Annotated in this window: 13 protein-coding genes; 10 read left to right on the plus strand and 3 right to left on the minus strand. The window is 65.4% G+C overall.

The features are described from left to right. Positions 1 to 508 precede the first annotated feature (508 nt). Entirely contained in the window at positions 509 to 742 is a 234-nt protein-coding gene (locus Q9R31_RS18855; RefSeq protein ID WP_311264242.1) for a hypothetical protein, read from the minus strand. A gap of 354 nt (positions 743 to 1,096) precedes the next feature. Between Q9R31_RS18855 and Q9R31_RS18860 the strand changes: the two genes are divergently transcribed. Beyond that, positions 1,097 to 2,509 carry an MFS transporter gene (locus Q9R31_RS18860; protein ID WP_311264243.1) on the plus strand — a complete coding sequence of 471 codons (1,413 nt, stop codon included), beginning with the start codon at positions 1,097 to 1,099 and terminating at the stop codon, positions 2,507 to 2,509. 147 nt (positions 2,510 to 2,656) lie between these two features. Here Q9R31_RS18860 and Q9R31_RS18865 read toward each other — a convergent pair whose 3' ends face one another. Both Q9R31_RS18865 and Q9R31_RS18870 read right to left on the minus strand, forming a co-directional pair. After that, positions 2,657 to 3,355 (minus strand): hypothetical protein, encoded by a 699-nt coding sequence (locus Q9R31_RS18865; RefSeq protein WP_311264244.1) that lies wholly within the window; start codon positions 3,353 to 3,355, stop codon positions 2,657 to 2,659. Between the two features lie 275 nt (positions 3,356 to 3,630). Further along, positions 3,631 to 4,098, minus strand: a complete 468-nt coding sequence (locus Q9R31_RS18870) for a MarR family transcriptional regulator (protein ID WP_311264245.1) — start codon at positions 4,096 to 4,098, stop codon at positions 3,631 to 3,633. 134 nt (positions 4,099 to 4,232) lie between these two features. Here Q9R31_RS18870 and Q9R31_RS18875 point away from each other — a divergent pair, with 134 nt between their 5' ends. The 9 genes from Q9R31_RS18875 (at position 4,233) to Q9R31_RS18915 (ending at position 15,016) form a co-directional block, all read left to right on the plus strand. Next, complete coding sequence (locus tag Q9R31_RS18875) at positions 4,233 to 5,171, plus strand: SDR family NAD(P)-dependent oxidoreductase (protein ID WP_311264246.1); 939 nt, start codon at positions 4,233 to 4,235, stop codon at positions 5,169 to 5,171. Between the two features lie 2 nt (positions 5,172 to 5,173). After that, positions 5,174 to 6,064, plus strand: coding sequence for an amidohydrolase family protein (locus Q9R31_RS18880; protein ID WP_311264247.1), 891 nt, complete (start codon positions 5,174 to 5,176; stop codon positions 6,062 to 6,064). Position 6,065: 1 nt separating this feature from the next. After that, a complete protein-coding gene (locus Q9R31_RS18885; RefSeq protein WP_311264248.1) occupies positions 6,066 to 7,289 on the plus strand; it encodes an acyl-CoA dehydrogenase family protein in 1,224 nt (407 codons plus the stop codon). Between the two features lie 42 nt (positions 7,290 to 7,331). Next, positions 7,332 to 7,787, plus strand: coding sequence for a MaoC family dehydratase (locus Q9R31_RS18890; RefSeq protein ID WP_311264249.1), 456 nt, complete (start codon positions 7,332 to 7,334; stop codon positions 7,785 to 7,787). A 164-nt stretch (positions 7,788 to 7,951) separates the two neighbouring features. Further along, positions 7,952 to 9,277 (plus strand): MFS transporter, encoded by a 1,326-nt coding sequence (locus Q9R31_RS18895; RefSeq protein WP_311264250.1) that lies wholly within the window; start codon positions 7,952 to 7,954, stop codon positions 9,275 to 9,277. Between the two features lie 8 nt (positions 9,278 to 9,285). Further along, positions 9,286 to 10,833 (plus strand): long-chain fatty acid--CoA ligase, encoded by a 1,548-nt coding sequence (locus Q9R31_RS18900; RefSeq protein ID WP_311264251.1) that lies wholly within the window; start codon positions 9,286 to 9,288, stop codon positions 10,831 to 10,833. 89 nt (positions 10,834 to 10,922) lie between these two features. Continuing rightward, positions 10,923 to 11,936 (plus strand): bile acid:sodium symporter family protein, encoded by a 1,014-nt coding sequence (locus Q9R31_RS18905; RefSeq protein WP_311264252.1) that lies wholly within the window; start codon positions 10,923 to 10,925, stop codon positions 11,934 to 11,936. Positions 11,937 to 12,071: 135 nt separating this feature from the next. Next, positions 12,072 to 14,537: a nitrate reductase gene (locus Q9R31_RS18910; protein ID WP_311264253.1), complete on the plus strand. Its 2,466-nt coding sequence runs from the start codon at positions 12,072 to 12,074 to the stop codon at positions 14,535 to 14,537. After that, the gene (locus Q9R31_RS18915; protein ID WP_311264254.1) at positions 14,534 to 15,016 is read left to right on the plus strand and encodes a hypothetical protein; all 483 of its coding nucleotides are present in this window, start codon (positions 14,534 to 14,536) and stop codon (positions 15,014 to 15,016) included. The genes Q9R31_RS18910 and Q9R31_RS18915 overlap by 4 nt, the downstream gene beginning before the upstream one ends. Positions 15,017 to 15,021: the final 5 nt, after the last annotated feature.

The following is a 15,021-nucleotide window of genomic DNA, read 5'->3' on the forward strand; positions in this document are numbered from 1 at the left end:
GTAGCCGCTATGCAGTGTTGGTTCTCGGTCTGTCGCAGCGCTAAGTGTCAACCCTTACCAAGCGGACGGGCTACCCGACCAGAGGGTCGCGCCCTGACCTGAAGGCTGAAACGTCCTGGCTCCTGGGGGGAGATCGGCCGGATATGTCCCGAAGGGCCTGACCGCCGTGGATAGGGTGGCAGGCATGTGCACCGACGACGTTCAATCGCGACCATGCGGTATTGGACGCTGTCCAAGCTGGAGCCAGCGGATACCTACTGAAGAGCGCAGAACCGGAATTCCTGCTTGCAGTGAAAACACACTTGCGCAGCGTCCTCGACAAACTGACTTTGCGCACCAGGTTGCAATTAATTGCGTTCGCTCACCAACGCAGGCTCCTCGGCGACTGACGGTGCTCGGAGCCAGGCGCCGAAAAACGGGCAAGGCATCCTCCACTTAGAAGGAAGCAGGCGGATAGATCTTGGGGCGTCCGATGGAGGATCCTTCTGCGGGACGCTTCGAAAGTGATTCAGCTGGCAGTCGGATCCTCGTCGTTCGCGATACCCTCGATCCAATCCACAGCATCGTCGGAAAGCTGGGGCCCGTCTGTTGATTCGCTGGCCCACCACTTGGAATCGGCGGTGCCGCCTGCAGCCGCCCTGATGCCGGCGACTACTTTCGGTGGCAGTGGCTCGCCGTTGTGTTCAATGAGCCAGTCGCGGGTCTCGGCATCGAGCAAAGGCCACCACACTTGGATATCCATCAACACAGCATTCCACTCAGGAGGTCGTTGGTACATCGTCCGTGGTGCGAACGCAGCCGGAGGTACCGGCCTGTCGGTGACAGTCGAGAAGCCGCCCATTACTACGATAAAAGGATGAGCCACGCCAGACGCGGAACCTGCGCCGGCCCAGACAGACCACGCGGAGAGTCGACGGATAAACCAATTAACTTGTCACACTCTTGATCGGTGCGGACCGCACCCTTAGAGTTCTGATATATGAGTCATATGTCACAGTCCACTGTTTGCTAGGGGCTGCGGCTGTCCGCGCGTGCATGAAACGGCGCTCTGGTGCCGCCAGCGGTTTGTGCTGAAGCCAGAAGGGAACACATCTCAATGATCCATCCGACCAGGACGACGGCCTCCGTCGACACCTCCATATCAAAAGAGACCAGCTCCACGTTCAAACGCCGCTTCATGGTGCGGCTTGTCGCTGTCTTCATCGGTGGGATGTTCCTCGACGGTTACATCCTCGGAATCATCGGCCCCGTCACTGGACCCATGCGGTCAGAGCTCCAGCTCGACGCACTATCTCTGGGCATGATCGCTGCAGGCCCGCTGGCTGGTATCTTCGTCGGCTCCCCGCTTGCCGGCTGGGCTACTGACAAGTTCGGACGCAAGCCCATGTTCCTCGTGGACATGGGCCTGTTCCTGGTCGCCTCAGCGGCGCAGTTCTTCGTAACCTCCGGAGATGGGGCCGTGATCCAGCTGGCCGCCATCCGGTTCCTTATGGGCGTCGCGATCGGCGGCGAGTACTCAATCGGTGGGCCGTTGCTATCAGAGTTCTCCCCTCCAAAGCTCCGCGGGCGGTTGCTCGGGCTGACTCTGATCGCCTGGTACGTCGGTTTCATGATGGCATTCATCATCGGCACGCTCCTGCACGACGCCGGCACCCCATGGCGCCTCGTAATCGGCACGAGCACGATACTCGCATTCGTTCTGTTCCTCGCCCGCTTGGGCCTCCCCGAATCGCCGAGCTGGCTTATTACGAAGGGACGGCATGACGAAGCACTCGCGATCGCACGCAGATATGTCGAATCGCCCCAGATGCACAACAGCATCACCGAAGAGATGGATCTGAGGATGATCCAGGAGGCCCAAGCCGCGCAGAGTAGGACCAAAATCAAGGGCGCCTCCTTCGGAATGCTGTTCTCGAGGCAGCACTGGCGCACCACCCTCTTCACCTCAGGTTTTTGGTTCTGCGCGGTCACTCCGTACTTCGCGATCGCGACCTTCGCCGACGACGTGCTCAACCAATTCGGCTTCGGCGGCGGCTGGGCCGGTGGAGTCGGCTTGTCCGCACTTGCGGCCGCGGGTGTTGTCACCACCGTACTTCTGATTGACAAGCTCGGCCGCCGAATCCTCACCGTGCCCGGACAGTGGCTCTGCGCAGGCATCCTGCTGATCATCGGAATCTGGGCGAACGCACCAGCGATTCTCGTGCTCGTACTGTTTCTCGCCTTCTCCTTCTTCAATGCCGGCTACACCACGATGACCCAGGTCTATCCGGCCGAGGTATTTCCCGGCCACCTGCGCGGCATCGGCATGGGCTTCGCCGCGGCATTCAGCCGCATCGGAGCCGCACTCGGCACCTTCGCCCTGCCATGGGCGATCAGCAACATCGGCATGGGCCCAAGCATGGTCGTAGCCGCCGCCGTCGCATTACTCGGCGCAGTTCTCTCGCAATGGCTCGCGCCTGAGACTAAGGGGCGCACCCTTGCCGAGATCTCAGCAAACTTCTCCCACTGACACAGGGACTGCACGGTGACTTCCCCAGTCCAGTCGATCTCATTGCTTCCCGGAGAGTGCGTCCCGGACGGGCCAACGTCTAAGTCCAGCCTGAAGCACCGGGTGAAGGATCCTTTACCGGGCGCTGCCAAAGGTACCTCGCAGTGCCTAAAGGATGGCTCCCTCGTTGAGCTGCAGTCGCCTGGACCGATCGGGAAGGCGCCGGGCCCAGTACGCGATCATGAGTCCCACGGTGGCGCCTCCGCCCGCGAGGGTCCATGGGGAGGACCATGAGCCCTCGGGGGCGGGAATCGCGAATGCGACCACAAGGGTGGCTAGACCCAGGACAAGTTCCATGGCAGCCCGCAGAGGCCTGGCCCGGTACTCCGGGTAGGCCAGCCGGACCAACGGAATCACCGGCAGCAGGAACAGGCCCAGGCTGGGAATCGGGTAGATCGCATTGAACGTGAAGATCACCAAGCCAAGCACCAGCAGGCCGAGGAACTCCAGCAGTTGGCTAATCCTGAGCGGGTTTTCTGGAATCCATTGACTCAGCAGCAGGCCCCACGCCGGGAGCCCGAGCAACCAGCCCCCGGCCCAGAACCCCAAGTTCAGCAGCGCCAGGACAGCAAGCAGGACGCCGGGCAACAGAAAAGCACCAGCCTGCCGCAACGACACCTTTCCTGTTGGCCCAAAGATGCAAGCCCCGATCAACAGGTAGGCCACCACATAGCCGGGGAGCAACTGTACGGGCGGCACTTGGGCCAAACCAAACAGCAGCAGCGCCATCGAGACGACCATGACGCACACCCCGGCGAAGGTCCACGGGCGGCGGCCACGAGTGGCTTTTGCATCCCCCAATGTCATGAAGCGCACTCTACCGGCTTCGATGCTTTGCGCCTCGAAACCCTCAGAACATTGGGACAATCCCTAACCGACTCCGATTCGGGGAGAGGAAGGACAACGCGATGGCGACACAGGTTAGGCGCTTTGAGTCCGGCCGAGGGACTCGTCTGTCATTGATCATGGGCATACTGCTATCCAGCCTGGCTTCAGGGCTGCGGGCAGCCACGTAAGCCACCCCTCACAGCCTGAACAGTCCGATTGGGGGAAAGAACCCCGGGTGCCGCCGGCGCGTGCGCCTACTCCGCCGAGCCCCACAATGCCTTGCGGAGCAGCCGCTTCAACTCCTGCGACTCCTCGTCGGAAAGTCCGGCCAGCTGCTTTAGCTCCGCCTCGTCCAGTGCTGCCCGTGCCTTCGTGTGCATCTTCCGTCCCTCGGCGGTGGAAACGATGATCTTGGCGCGTCGGTCCTGCTTCCCCTGTGCCCGCTCCACCAGCCCCCGGCGTTCCAGGTCATCCACCAGCGTCACCACCTGACTGGGGTCCAGGCTGAGGAAATCCGCCAGTTCCCGCTGCGTCGGCTCCAGCCCGCTGCACGCCAGCGTCAGAACGGAGAAGGAACGCTCGCGCAGGCCGAAATCCGCCAGCGCCTTGTTGTTCAGGACCGAGCCCGCGGCATGCAGCTTGGCCAGCAGCAGGCCCACATCACTGCCGATCCTGGCGGCCGCAAGGCGCGGGGTCTGAACGTCTGTGCCCAAGGTGGCCATCACAACTCCGGTACTGGTAAAAAACAATCGTTGACTTTTTCAATGATTCGTAATTTCATTGAGTTCAACAAGGATCTCACACAGCAGTGGGACCACCCCAACGGCTTCGGCCGGCGCATGCGAAGGAGCAGGCCATGAGCTTGAACGGCAAGGTTGCAATCGTTACCGGGAGCGGGCAGGGCCTCGGCCTCGCCTACGCAAGGGAACTGGCCCGCCAGGGTGCCGCCGTCGTCATTAACGACGTGAACGCGGACACCGCCGCGCAGGCCGTGGCGCAGATCGAGGCCGACGGCGGCCGCGCCACCGCCGTGGTGGTTCCGGTAGGAAGCACTGACGCAGCCAAGGCCCTGGTGGCCGGAGCAGTGGACGCGTTCGGCCGGCTCGACATCCTGGTCACCAACGCGGGGATCCTGCGGGACAAGAGCATCCTGAAGATGACGGACGAGGACTTCGACCTGGTGATCAACGTGCATCTGAAGGGCACGTTCACCTGCGTCCGCGAAGCCTACGCGTACTTCAAGGAGAACAACGGGCAGGGCCGGATCATCACCATCGGTTCCCCGACGGGCCAGCGCGGCAACTTCGGCCAGACCAACTACGCGGCGGCGAAGGCCGGCATCGTGGGCATGGTCCGCACCTGGGCGCTGGAGATGAAGAAGGCCGGCGTGACCGTCAACAGTGTGATCCCGGTGGCCGCGACGGCCATGACCAAGACCGTTCCGTACTTCCAGAAGGCAGTGGAAGCGGAGGAGCGCGGTGAAGCCATGCCGTTCTTCTTCCGCCACGACCTTGGCTTTGGAACGGCCGACGACGTCTCCGGACTGGTTGCCTTCCTCGCCTCCGATGAAGCCGCCCACATTACCGGCCAGGCGATCGGAGCCGGCGGTGACCGCCTGCAGGTCTGGACGCACCCGACGGCGGCCACCACCGAATACCGCGAGGGCGGCTGGAGCTATGAGGCGCTGCTGGACAACGCCGGCCAGCTGTTCAACCAGGACACGCTGCAAGGCTACGGCGAGGAATTCCTGCCCCTGCCCGCCGAACTGCAGCCCGAACCGGCACAGGCCCGCTGATCATGGCTGACCGCTACGAACTGGGCATCGACGCCGCCAAGCTCAATGCAATCGATATGCACGTCCATCTGGAGGTGGACAGCTGCGGGCACGTGTCCCTGCCGGAGGCCCTCACCGAGGCCTCGGCCAAGTACTTCAAGGCTGAAGACCGCACCCCGTCCCTGGACCGGATCGCCGAGGTCTACCGCGAACTGAACATGGCCGCCGTCGTCTTCACCGTGGACGCCCGTACCCAGCTCAAGCACGAACCCAACAGCATCCCGGAGCTGATCGCCGGTGCCGCCCGGAACAACGACGTCCTGATCCCGTTCGGCAGCGTGGACCCCCGCACCGGTGAGGACGCCATCGCCGGAGCCAAGCACCAAGCCATCGAGCTCGGCGCCCGGGGCTTCAAGTTCCACCCGTCCCTGCAGGGTTTCGACCCCTCCAATGAGCGCTTCTACCCGCTCTGGGAAACGCTCCAGGAACTGGGCCTGCCCGCCATCTTCCACACCGGCCAGAACGGCATGGGCGCCGGCCTTCCCGGCGGATACGGCATCAAGCTCGCCTACTCCAACCCACTGCTCCTGGACGCCGTCGCAGCGGACTTCCCCGGCCTGCAGATCATCATGGCCCACCCCTCGGTGCCGTGGCAGGACGAGGCGAACTCCATCGCCACGCACAAGGCCAACGTCTTCATCGACCTCTCCGGCTGGTCGCCCAAGTACTTCCCCCAGTCCCTGGTAAAGGCCTCCAACTCCTACCTGCAGGACAAGGTGCTCTTCGGCACCGACTTCCCGCTGATCACCCCGCAAAAGTGGCTTGGCGCCTTCGCTGACCTGCCGCTGAAGGATGAGGTCCGGCCCAAGATCCTCAAGGACAACGCGGTCCGCCTCCTCGGGTTAGGCGGCTGAGATGAACAGCCTGACGACGACGGCACCCGGGCTGGGTGCCCGCCTCTACTCCGCAGCGGACTGGTACGACGCCGAGTCCCTGCTCACCCAGGACGAGCGCCAGGTCCTGGCCCGGCTCCGGGACTTCCTGGACCGCGAAGCGAAGCCCCTGCTGGCCGAGTACTGGGAACGGGGAGAGTTCCCGGAACAGCTCGCCCGGCCGCTGATCGACCTGGACCTCATGGAGCCCGCTGAACTCACCGCGGACGGGCCCGCGCGGGGCATCTACCAGGGTTTCCGGATCTTCGAACTGGCCCGTACCGACGCCTCCCTGGCCACCTGGTACACCGCGCAGGCAGGCCTGTTCCGGACCGCCATCCGCGTCGGCGCCTCCGAGGAGCAGCAGCGGGAGTGGATGCCCCAGGTCATCGATTTTTCGCTCAAGGGAGTCTTCTCCCTGACTGAGCCGGAGCACGGGTCGGACATTGCCGGCGGCTTGGCCACGACGGCCCGTTTCGAAGAGGATGCCAACGGCGGCTCATGGATCCTGGACGGCGCCAAGCGCTGGATCGGCGGCGCCGCCAGCGCCGACGTCCTGGCCGTATTCGCCAGGGACACCGCCGACGGGCAGGTCAAAGCCTTCCTCGTCGACCGCGAGGCGCAGGGCGTGACTCTGGAAAAGATCTCCGGGAAGACCTCGCTGCGGATGATGCAGAACGCCCACATCACCCTCGAAAATGTCCGGGTCCTGGAGGCGATGCGCCTCCACAACGTGAACTCCTTCAAGGACGTCGCGGCGATGCTGCAGGCCATGAGATCGGACGTGGCCTGGATCGCCACCGGCATCGCCGCCGGTGCGTTCGAAGCCGCCCTGGCCTACGTCACCAAACGCCAGCAGTTTGGACGAAGCCTTGGTTCCTTCCAGCTGGTCCAGGAGAAACTGGCCCGCATGCTCGGAAACGTCACCGCGTCCCTGTCCCTGGTGGTCCGGCTCACCGAGCAGCAGGCCAAGGGCATCTACCGGGACCAGGACTCTGCCCTGGCCAAGATGCAGACGTCCCTGTTCATGCGCGACACCGTGGCCCTCGCCCGCGAAGTGGTGGGCGGCAACGGCATCACCCTGGCCACGGACGTGGCCCGGTTCCACGCCGACGCCGAGGCCGTGTACTCCTACGAAGGCACCCACGACATCAACGCCCTCATCATCGGCCGCGCCCTCACCGGCGAAAGCGCCTTCACCCGCTAAACCACAACTCCCTTACCCACAACAAACTGCCAGGAGGCAACGATGCCCAATCTCGTCGTCGATTTCGACACCCTGCTCACCCTGTCCGGCAAGGACCTCGGCACCACCGACTACCGCCAGATCACGCAGGAACAAATCAACCTGTTCGCCGACGCCACCGACGACCAGCAGTGGATCCACACCGATCCCGAACGCGCCAAGGACGGCCCGTTTGGTGCCCCCATCGCGCACGGCTTCCTTACCCTGTCCCTGATCATCCCGTTCTGGGGCGAACTGTTCGACGTCGACGGGGTCACCACCAAGGTCAACTACGGCCTGGACAAAGTCCGCTTCACCTCCCCGGTCAAGGTCGGCTCCAAGGTCCGGATGCAGGCCACCATCGCCGAGGTCACCGAAGTCAAGGGCGGCGCCCAGATCAAGGTCAACGCCACCATCGAAATCGAAGGCCAGGAACGCCCCGCCGTCGTCGCCGAATTCCTCGCCCGCTTCTATAAATAAGCCGCTTCTACACGTAAGCCGCACTACCGGCAGCAACCCCTTCACAACACCGGCGGTACCCCACGGCACCGCCTCCGCAGGCAACCCCAAAACCCCTTCCTTGCGCACGCCTTCCCTGCGCACCCCATCCCTCCGTCCCATTCCCTCCGTCCTTAGGAACAGCCATGTCCGGACACACCACGCTCGCACCTGCGGGCACGGCCGCCAAGCGCAAGGAAGCGCGCACGGTCATCCTGTCCAGCTATCTGGGCAGCACCATCGAGTTCTACGACTTCCTGCTGTACGCCACGGCCGCGGCAGTAGCCTTCCCCAAGGTCTTCTTCACCGGCACGGACGAATGGGTGGGCGTCGTCGCTGCCTACGCCACCTTCGCCGCCGGCTACGTAGCCAGGCCGCTGGGCGGTGTGATCTTCGGCCACTTCGGTGACAAGGTGGGCCGCAAGGGGATGCTGATCATCTCCATGGCCATGATGGGCATCGCCTCCACGCTGATCGGCCTGATCCCCGGCGCCGGCGTGATCGGGCCGTGGGGCGCCGTCATCCTGGTGCTGCTGCGCGTCTGCCAGGGCATCGCCGTCGGCGGTGAATGGGGCGGTGCCGCGCTCATGGCCCTGGAGCACGCGGACCCCAAACGCCGCGGCTTCGCAGCCTCCTTCGTCAACGCCGGCGCCCCCACCGGCGCCGTGCTGGGCACCGTGGTGATGGGCATCTTCTCAGCCCTGCCACAGGACGCGTTCCTGGCCTGGGGCTGGCGGGTGCCGTTCCTGCTGTCCTTCGTGCTCCTGATCGTGGGCATGTTCGTCCGCCTCCGGGTCTCCGAAAGCCCCATCTTCGCCGAGGCCGTGGCCAAGGAAGACGCACAGGGCACCAAGCGCAAGATCCCGCTGCTGGACGTGCTCCGCCGGCCCAAGGCACTGATCATGATCATGTTCGCCGGTGCCGCCGGGTTCGGCCTCCAGGTGGTGCTGCCCACGTTCTCGGTGACGTACGCCGTGTCCAAGGGGGCACCGCAGCAGGGCGTGCTCTACGCCTTCGCCGGAGCCTCCGCCATCTCCATCATCTTCGTGCTTCTTGGCGGCCGCCTGTCCGACCGGCTCGGCCGCCGGCCCGTGATGATCGCCGGGCTCGCCCTGTTCATCGCCTACCTGTTCCCCATGTTCGGCATGCTCGGATCCGGCAACGTCGGCCTTGTCTTCGTGGCCTTCACCGTGGCACTGATCCTGCACTCATGCCTGTACGGGCCGCTGGCAGCCTTCGTCTCGGAGCAGTTCGGCACCACGTCCCGGTACACCGGCGCCGCCGTCGGCTACCAGCTGGCCACCCTGATCGGCGCAGGCTTCACCCCGGGCATCATCGCCGGCCTCTACAAGGACTCCGGCCAGAGCATCATTCCGGTGGTGGTGTTCCTGTCCGTCATGGCCCTCGTCTCGATTGTCTTCATCGCCCTGACGCGGGAATCTAAGAACAACGACCTCACCACGGTCCGTTAGGAGAACGCATGGACAACAACGGAGTTGGATCCTGGCTGCAGCGCCGCCGCCGGAAGTCGGGTGCCAAGACAGCCCTCCTGTCCGGAACCAACGCGCTGAGCTATGAAGAGCTGGCTGAAAGGGCCGGCCGCCTGGCCAACGCGCTCCGGGACAGGGGAGTGGCAAAGGGCGACCGGGTGGCCTACCTGGGCGAGAACCACCCTTCCTTCGTGGAAACATTCTTTGCCTGCGGCCTCCTGGGCGCCATCTTCGTGCCGCTCAACACCCGGCTCGCGCCGCCTGAACTGCAGTTCCAGCTGCAGGATTCCGGAGCCCGGCTCCTGGTCAACGCCGGCGCCCTGGAGGCGTCCGCCTCCGCCGCGCTGGAGGGAACCGGCGTCACCCACCGCCTGGTGGTAGCGGCCGACGGCGGGACGGAACCTTCCGCCGCCACGCCACCTGCCGCCGTCGAACGGTATGAGAAGGCGCTGCAGGCAGCCTCCCCGGACACCGTCGTCGTGGCCGTGGGGCACGAGGACGGGGCGATGATCCTCTACACCTCGGGGACCACGGGCAAGCCCAAGGGCGCCCTGCTGACCCACGGGAACATCACCTGGAACTGCATCAACACCATCGTGGACATGGACCTGAACCGCAACGATGTGGCGTTGATGATCTCGCCCCTGTTCCATGTGGCATCCCTGGACATGGGCCTGCTGCCGATGCTGCTGAAGGGCGCCACCGTGGTGCTGGAGGCAAAGTTCGATCCTGCCAGGGTCCTTGAACTGATCCGGGAACACAAAGTGACCACCCTCAACGGGGTGCCCACCACGTTCCAACTGCTCTGCGAGCATCCGGGATGGGCGGCGGCGGACCTCAGCTCCCTGGACAAGCTCACCTGCGGCGGCTCCGCCATTCCCCGCCGGGTCCTGGATGCGTACGAGGACCGCGGCATCGGCTTCACCAGCTGCTACGGCATGACCGAAACGGCCCCCGGCGTCACCATGCTTCCGGTTGACAGGTCCAGGGACAAGGCCGGCTCGGCAGGCCTGCCGCACTTCTTCACGGACGTCCGGATCGCCGATCCGATGGGCGGTGCCGTGGCCCCCGGCGAGGTGGGGGAGATCCAGATCTCCGGGCCCAATGTGATCAGGGAGTACTGGAACCGGCCGGAGGCCACGGCGGGCAGCTACGCGGACGGGCACTGGTTCCGTTCCGGGGACCTGGGCTACCGGGACCAGGAAGGCTTCCTCTTCGTCTCGGACCGGCTCAAGGACATGATCATCTCCGGCGGGGAAAACATCTACCCGGCCGAGGTGGAAGCCGTCATCGCGGAGCACGGTGCCGTCAGCAGCGTGGCGGTTATCGGCGTCAGCGACGACAAATGGGGGGAGGTTCCCCAGGCGATCGTGACCCTTCGGGAAGGCGAATCGTTGACGGAGGAGCAGCTGCGCAGCTTCCTGGACGGCCGGCTTGCCCGGTATAAGATCCCGAAATCGCTGGTGGTGGTCGCGGACATGCCCCGCACGGCCAGCGGCAAGATCCGGAAAATGGACCTCCGCAAGCAGGTCCACTGAGGAGCCCCGCAGGCCGGATGGTTCCGCCGTTGTTACCGTTCACGGTCATCAATTGGCGGAACCATGGCGGCCGGTGCCAGCATGGTTGGATGCTTGAGGCAACTAAACCCCAGAATTCCCCGGACGGGACGCCCGTCAACCCCGCACTGGAAGCGGAAAGCAGGATCGCCCGCGTTGCCGTGACCGTGTTCCCCCTCCTGGTGGTGGCCGCAGGCGTCATCGGCTTCCTGCTCCCCGGAGTCTTCAAACCCCTTGCGCCCAGCGTCCCCTACCTGCTGGGCATCATCATGTTCTGCATGGGCCTGACCCTGACCCCGCCGGATTTCGCGGCGGTGGCCAAGCGGCCCTGGGCGGTGGCACTGGGAATCGTTGCCCACTACATCATCATGCCCGGCGCGGGCTGGCTGATCGCGGGCGCCCTGAACCTCGAGCCGGAGCTCGCGGTCGGCGTCATCCTGGTGGGCTGCGCGCCCTCCGGGACCGCCTCCAACGTGATGGCCTTCCTGGCCAAGGGCGACGTTGCCCTCTCCGTGGCAGTAGCATCCGTGTCCACGCTGATCGCCCCGATCGTCACCCCGTTGCTGGTCCTGTTCCTGGCCGGTTCCTACCTCCAGATCGACGCCGCCGGCATGGTCCTGGACATCGTCAAGACCGTGTTGCTGCCGGTGGTGGCCGGCCTCGCCGCCCGGCTCTTCCTCAAGAAGCTCGTCGCAAAGGTGCTGCCGGCACTGCCGTGGGCGTCCGCCGTCGTGATTTCCCTGATCGTGGCCATCGTGGTGGCCGGCAGCGCCGGCAAGATCATTGGAGCCGGTGCCATCGTGTTCCTCGCCGTGGTGCTGCATAACGGCTTCGGCCTGGGCCTTGGCTACCTCGCCGGCAAGCTCGGCCGCCTGGACGACAAGGCCCGCCGCGCCCTCGCCTTCGAAGTGGGGATGCAGAACTCCGGCCTGGCCGCGACGCTGGCGACCGCCCACTTCAGTCCGCTGGCCGCGTTGCCGTCGGCCGTCTTCTCCCTGTGGCACAACATCTCCGGCGCCATTGTCGCTGCCTGGCTCGCGCGCCGTCCCTTGCAGGAGAGGCCGCTGCGGGAAAACCGGGCCTAAGCGCCTGACCAGCACGGCCACTGCCAGGCGGCACACAAAACACCTGTTACCAGCTGCGGCTCCTGGGTAAAGGATCCGGTAGGGACAACGTCGTTCCCCGACGTTGCCTGCCGGTTCCGGACAGGAGATGGACAGATGGCGCGGATTGACCGAATAGCCGAACCATGGGGGACACGGACGCCGTACGGCAGCGGCGGTGAGTGGCCGGTCAGGGTGGACACCTACCTTGCCGAGGGGGTGGCCCCGGAGGACGTGGACAGGTGGGTCCAGACGGCGTCGCTGCTCCACTCAAACGGTGACGCCATGGACATCGCCGTTAAGGACAACCGGATTGTCGGGGTGCGCGGACGGGCGTCGGACCGGGTCAACCACGGCCGGCTGGGACCAAAGGACCTGTACGGCTGGCAGGCGAACGCGTCACCCGACAGGCTCACCAAACCGCTGATCCGCGAGGGCGGGAAGCTGGTGGAAACCGACTGGGACACCGCCATGCAGCGCGTGGTGGACCGGTCAAAGGCGCTGCTGGCGGAGCAGGGCCCCAGCGCCATCGGCTTCTACACCACCGGCCAGCTTTTCGCCGAGGAGTACTACACCCTGGGCACGCTGGCCCACGGCGGGATCGGCACAAACCATGTGGACGGAAACACCCGGCTCTGCACGGCGACGGCTGCGGAGGCGCTGAAGGAATCGTTCGGCTGCGACGGCCAGCCCGGCTCCTACACGGACGTGGACCACGCGGACGTGATCGCGCTCTACGGGCACAACGTGGCGGAAACCCAGACCGTCCTCTGGACCAGGATGCTGGACCGCCTGGCCGGACCCAACCCGCCCAAGATCATCTGCGTGGACCCCCGCCCCACCCCGGTGGCCAGGGCCGCCACCCTGCACCTGGCCCCGCGGCCCGGCACCAACGTGGCCCTGATGAACGCCATCCTGCACGAGATCATCGCCAATGGTTGGGTGGACCACGAGTACATCAAGGCCCACACGGTGGGGTACCCGGAACTGGAAAAAGAGGTCAAGAACTATCCGCCGGCGCTCGCTGCGGAGATTTGCGGTGTCCCGGCGGAGCAGATCTCCGAAGCCGCGGGCATCATCGGCCACGCCGAGCGGCTGCTGTCCACCGTGCTCCAGGGCTTCTACCAGTCCAACCAGGCCACTGCCGCCGCCGTGCAGGTCAATAACATCAACATCATCCGCGGCATGCTGGGCAAGCCCGGCTGCGGCATCCTGCAGATGAACGGCCAGCCCACCGCGGAGAACACCCGCGAATGCGGGGCCGACGGCGACCTGGCCGCCTTCCGCAACTGGTCCAACGATGCCCATATCCAGGACCTCGCCAGGGTCTGGAACGTCGACCCCATGTCCATCCCGCACTACTCGCCGCCCACGCATGTCATGCAGATGATGCGGTACGCGGAGGACGGCTCCATCCGGATGCTGTGGGTCAGCGGCACCAACCCGGCCGTCTCCCTCCCCGAACTGGCGCGCGTGCGCAGCATCCTCGAGCAGGACCGGCTCTTCCTGGTTGTGCAGGACATCTTCCTGTCCGAGACTGCCCAGCTGGCCGACGTCGTCCTGCCCGCCGCCACCTGGGGCGAAAAGACGGGCACCTTCACCAACGTGGACCGCACCGTCCACCTGTCGGAGAAGGCGGTGGATCCGCCCGGCGAGGCCCGGCCGGACCTGGACATCTTCATCGACTACGCCCACCGGATGGGCCTGCAGGACAAGGACGGGCAGCCGCTGATCAAGTGGCACGATCCCGAGTCCGCCTTCGAAGCGTGGAAGGAATGCTCCCGCGGCCGCCCCTGCGACTACACCGGCATCACCTATGACAAGCTGCGGGGCGGCTCCGGGATCCAGTGGCCGTGCAACGAGGAGAACCCTGACGGCACGGAACGCATCTACGCTGACGGCAAGTTCTGGGCAGACCCCGAGTATTGCGAGACCTACGGCCGGGACCTGATCACCGGCGCTCCAGTGGACCCGTCCGAATACAAGGCCCTCAACCCGGAGGGCAAGGCCATCATCAAGGCCGCCGAGTACATGCCTCCACACGAGTTGCCCAGCCAGGACTTTCCGCTGCAGCTGATCACAGGCCGCACGCTCTACCAGTTCCACACCCGCACCAAGACGGGCAGGACGCCGGAGCTGCAGGCGGCCGCACCTGACGTCTGGGTGGAGTTGTCAGCGGACGACGCCGGCGCGTACGGGATTGCCGAGGGGGACGTTGCGGAGGTGGAGACGCCGCGCGGTTCAGTCCGTGCCCGGGTGCGGATCAGCGGGATCCGGAACGGCGTCCTGTTCCTGCCGTTCCACTACGGCTACTGGGACACCGAGGGCGGCCACCAGCCGGACGGGGCTGGCAGGGCAGCCAACGAGCTGACCATCACGGACTGGGACGCCGCCTCCAAGCAGCCCATCTTCAAGACGGCGGCGGCACGCATTACCCGGGTTTCCGGTGGTGAGGAGCCGTCCCCGGCGCCCACCACCACTGCGTCGGCCCCGGTCGGCGACTTCCCGGAAGAAGCCAGGACCAAGGGAATCGCCTCCGCACTGGCGGACGAAGCCATGGACACGGCAGGAGGGGTACGATGAAGTTCGGGCTTGTCCTTGAGGAAATGCACCGCTCGGAGAACGACCTGGCGCACCACCTGCTGACCATCTCAGAGCGGCACAAGGTGGACCACGAGATCTACCACCTGGCCCGGGACCTGGCGCGCTGGTCCCAGCAGCACGTGCGGGATATCGCCGCGATCGGCGGGAACTACGGCCAGGACCTGGATCCGGAGCCGCGCGGCGAGGCAGGCCTCATGGAAACCCTGAGGGAGAAGGGCAGCGAGCTGGCGGGCCGGCGCCCGGAAACCGGGATGCTGCTGCTGCGGGACCTCCGGGAGCTGTACCTGAAGGCCTGCGGCGTATCCGCCGACTGGGAACTGCTGGCCCAGGCCGCGCAGGGGATGAAGGACAAAGACCTCCTGGCCCTGGCCGAAAAATGCCATCCCCAGACCATCCGCCAGATGAAGTGGGCCAACGGGAAGTTGAAGGAGTCCGCCACCCAGGTCCTGGTGAGCTGAAGGGC

Origin of the sequence: Pseudarthrobacter sp. BRE9, from assembly GCF_031844305.1 — a bacterium.
In the GTDB taxonomy this organism is placed as follows: Bacteria; Actinomycetota; Actinomycetes; order Actinomycetales; family Micrococcaceae; genus Arthrobacter.

Bases quoted from the DNA above. Each gene is read 5' to 3' on its own strand.
- Q9R31_RS18895 (WP_311264250.1), top strand. From the start codon at position 7,952: ATGTCCGGACACACCACGCTCGCACCTGCGGGCACGGCCGCCAAGCGC.
- Q9R31_RS18865 (WP_311264244.1), bottom strand. From the start codon at position 3,355: ATGACATTGGGGGATGCAAAAGCCACTCGTGGCCGCCGCCCGTGGACC.
- Q9R31_RS18905 (WP_311264252.1), top strand. From the start codon at position 10,923: ATGCTTGAGGCAACTAAACCCCAGAATTCCCCGGACGGGACGCCCGTC.
- Q9R31_RS18910 (WP_311264253.1), top strand. From the start codon at position 12,072: ATGGCGCGGATTGACCGAATAGCCGAACCATGGGGGACACGGACGCCG.
- Q9R31_RS18860 (WP_311264243.1), top strand. From the start codon at position 1,097: ATGATCCATCCGACCAGGACGACGGCCTCCGTCGACACCTCCATATCA.
- Q9R31_RS18870 (WP_311264245.1), bottom strand. From the start codon at position 4,098: ATGGCCACCTTGGGCACAGACGTTCAGACCCCGCGCCTTGCGGCCGCC.
- Q9R31_RS18855 (WP_311264242.1), bottom strand. From the start codon at position 742: ATGGATATCCAAGTGTGGTGGCCTTTGCTCGATGCCGAGACCCGCGAC.
- Q9R31_RS18880 (WP_311264247.1), top strand. From the start codon at position 5,174: ATGGCTGACCGCTACGAACTGGGCATCGACGCCGCCAAGCTCAATGCA.
- Q9R31_RS18890 (WP_311264249.1), top strand. From the start codon at position 7,332: ATGCCCAATCTCGTCGTCGATTTCGACACCCTGCTCACCCTGTCCGGC.
- Q9R31_RS18875 (WP_311264246.1), top strand. From the start codon at position 4,233: ATGAGCTTGAACGGCAAGGTTGCAATCGTTACCGGGAGCGGGCAGGGC.
- Q9R31_RS18885 (WP_311264248.1), top strand. From the start codon at position 6,066: ATGAACAGCCTGACGACGACGGCACCCGGGCTGGGTGCCCGCCTCTAC.
- Q9R31_RS18915 (WP_311264254.1), top strand. From the start codon at position 14,534: ATGAAGTTCGGGCTTGTCCTTGAGGAAATGCACCGCTCGGAGAACGAC.
- Q9R31_RS18900 (WP_311264251.1), top strand. From the start codon at position 9,286: ATGGACAACAACGGAGTTGGATCCTGGCTGCAGCGCCGCCGCCGGAAG.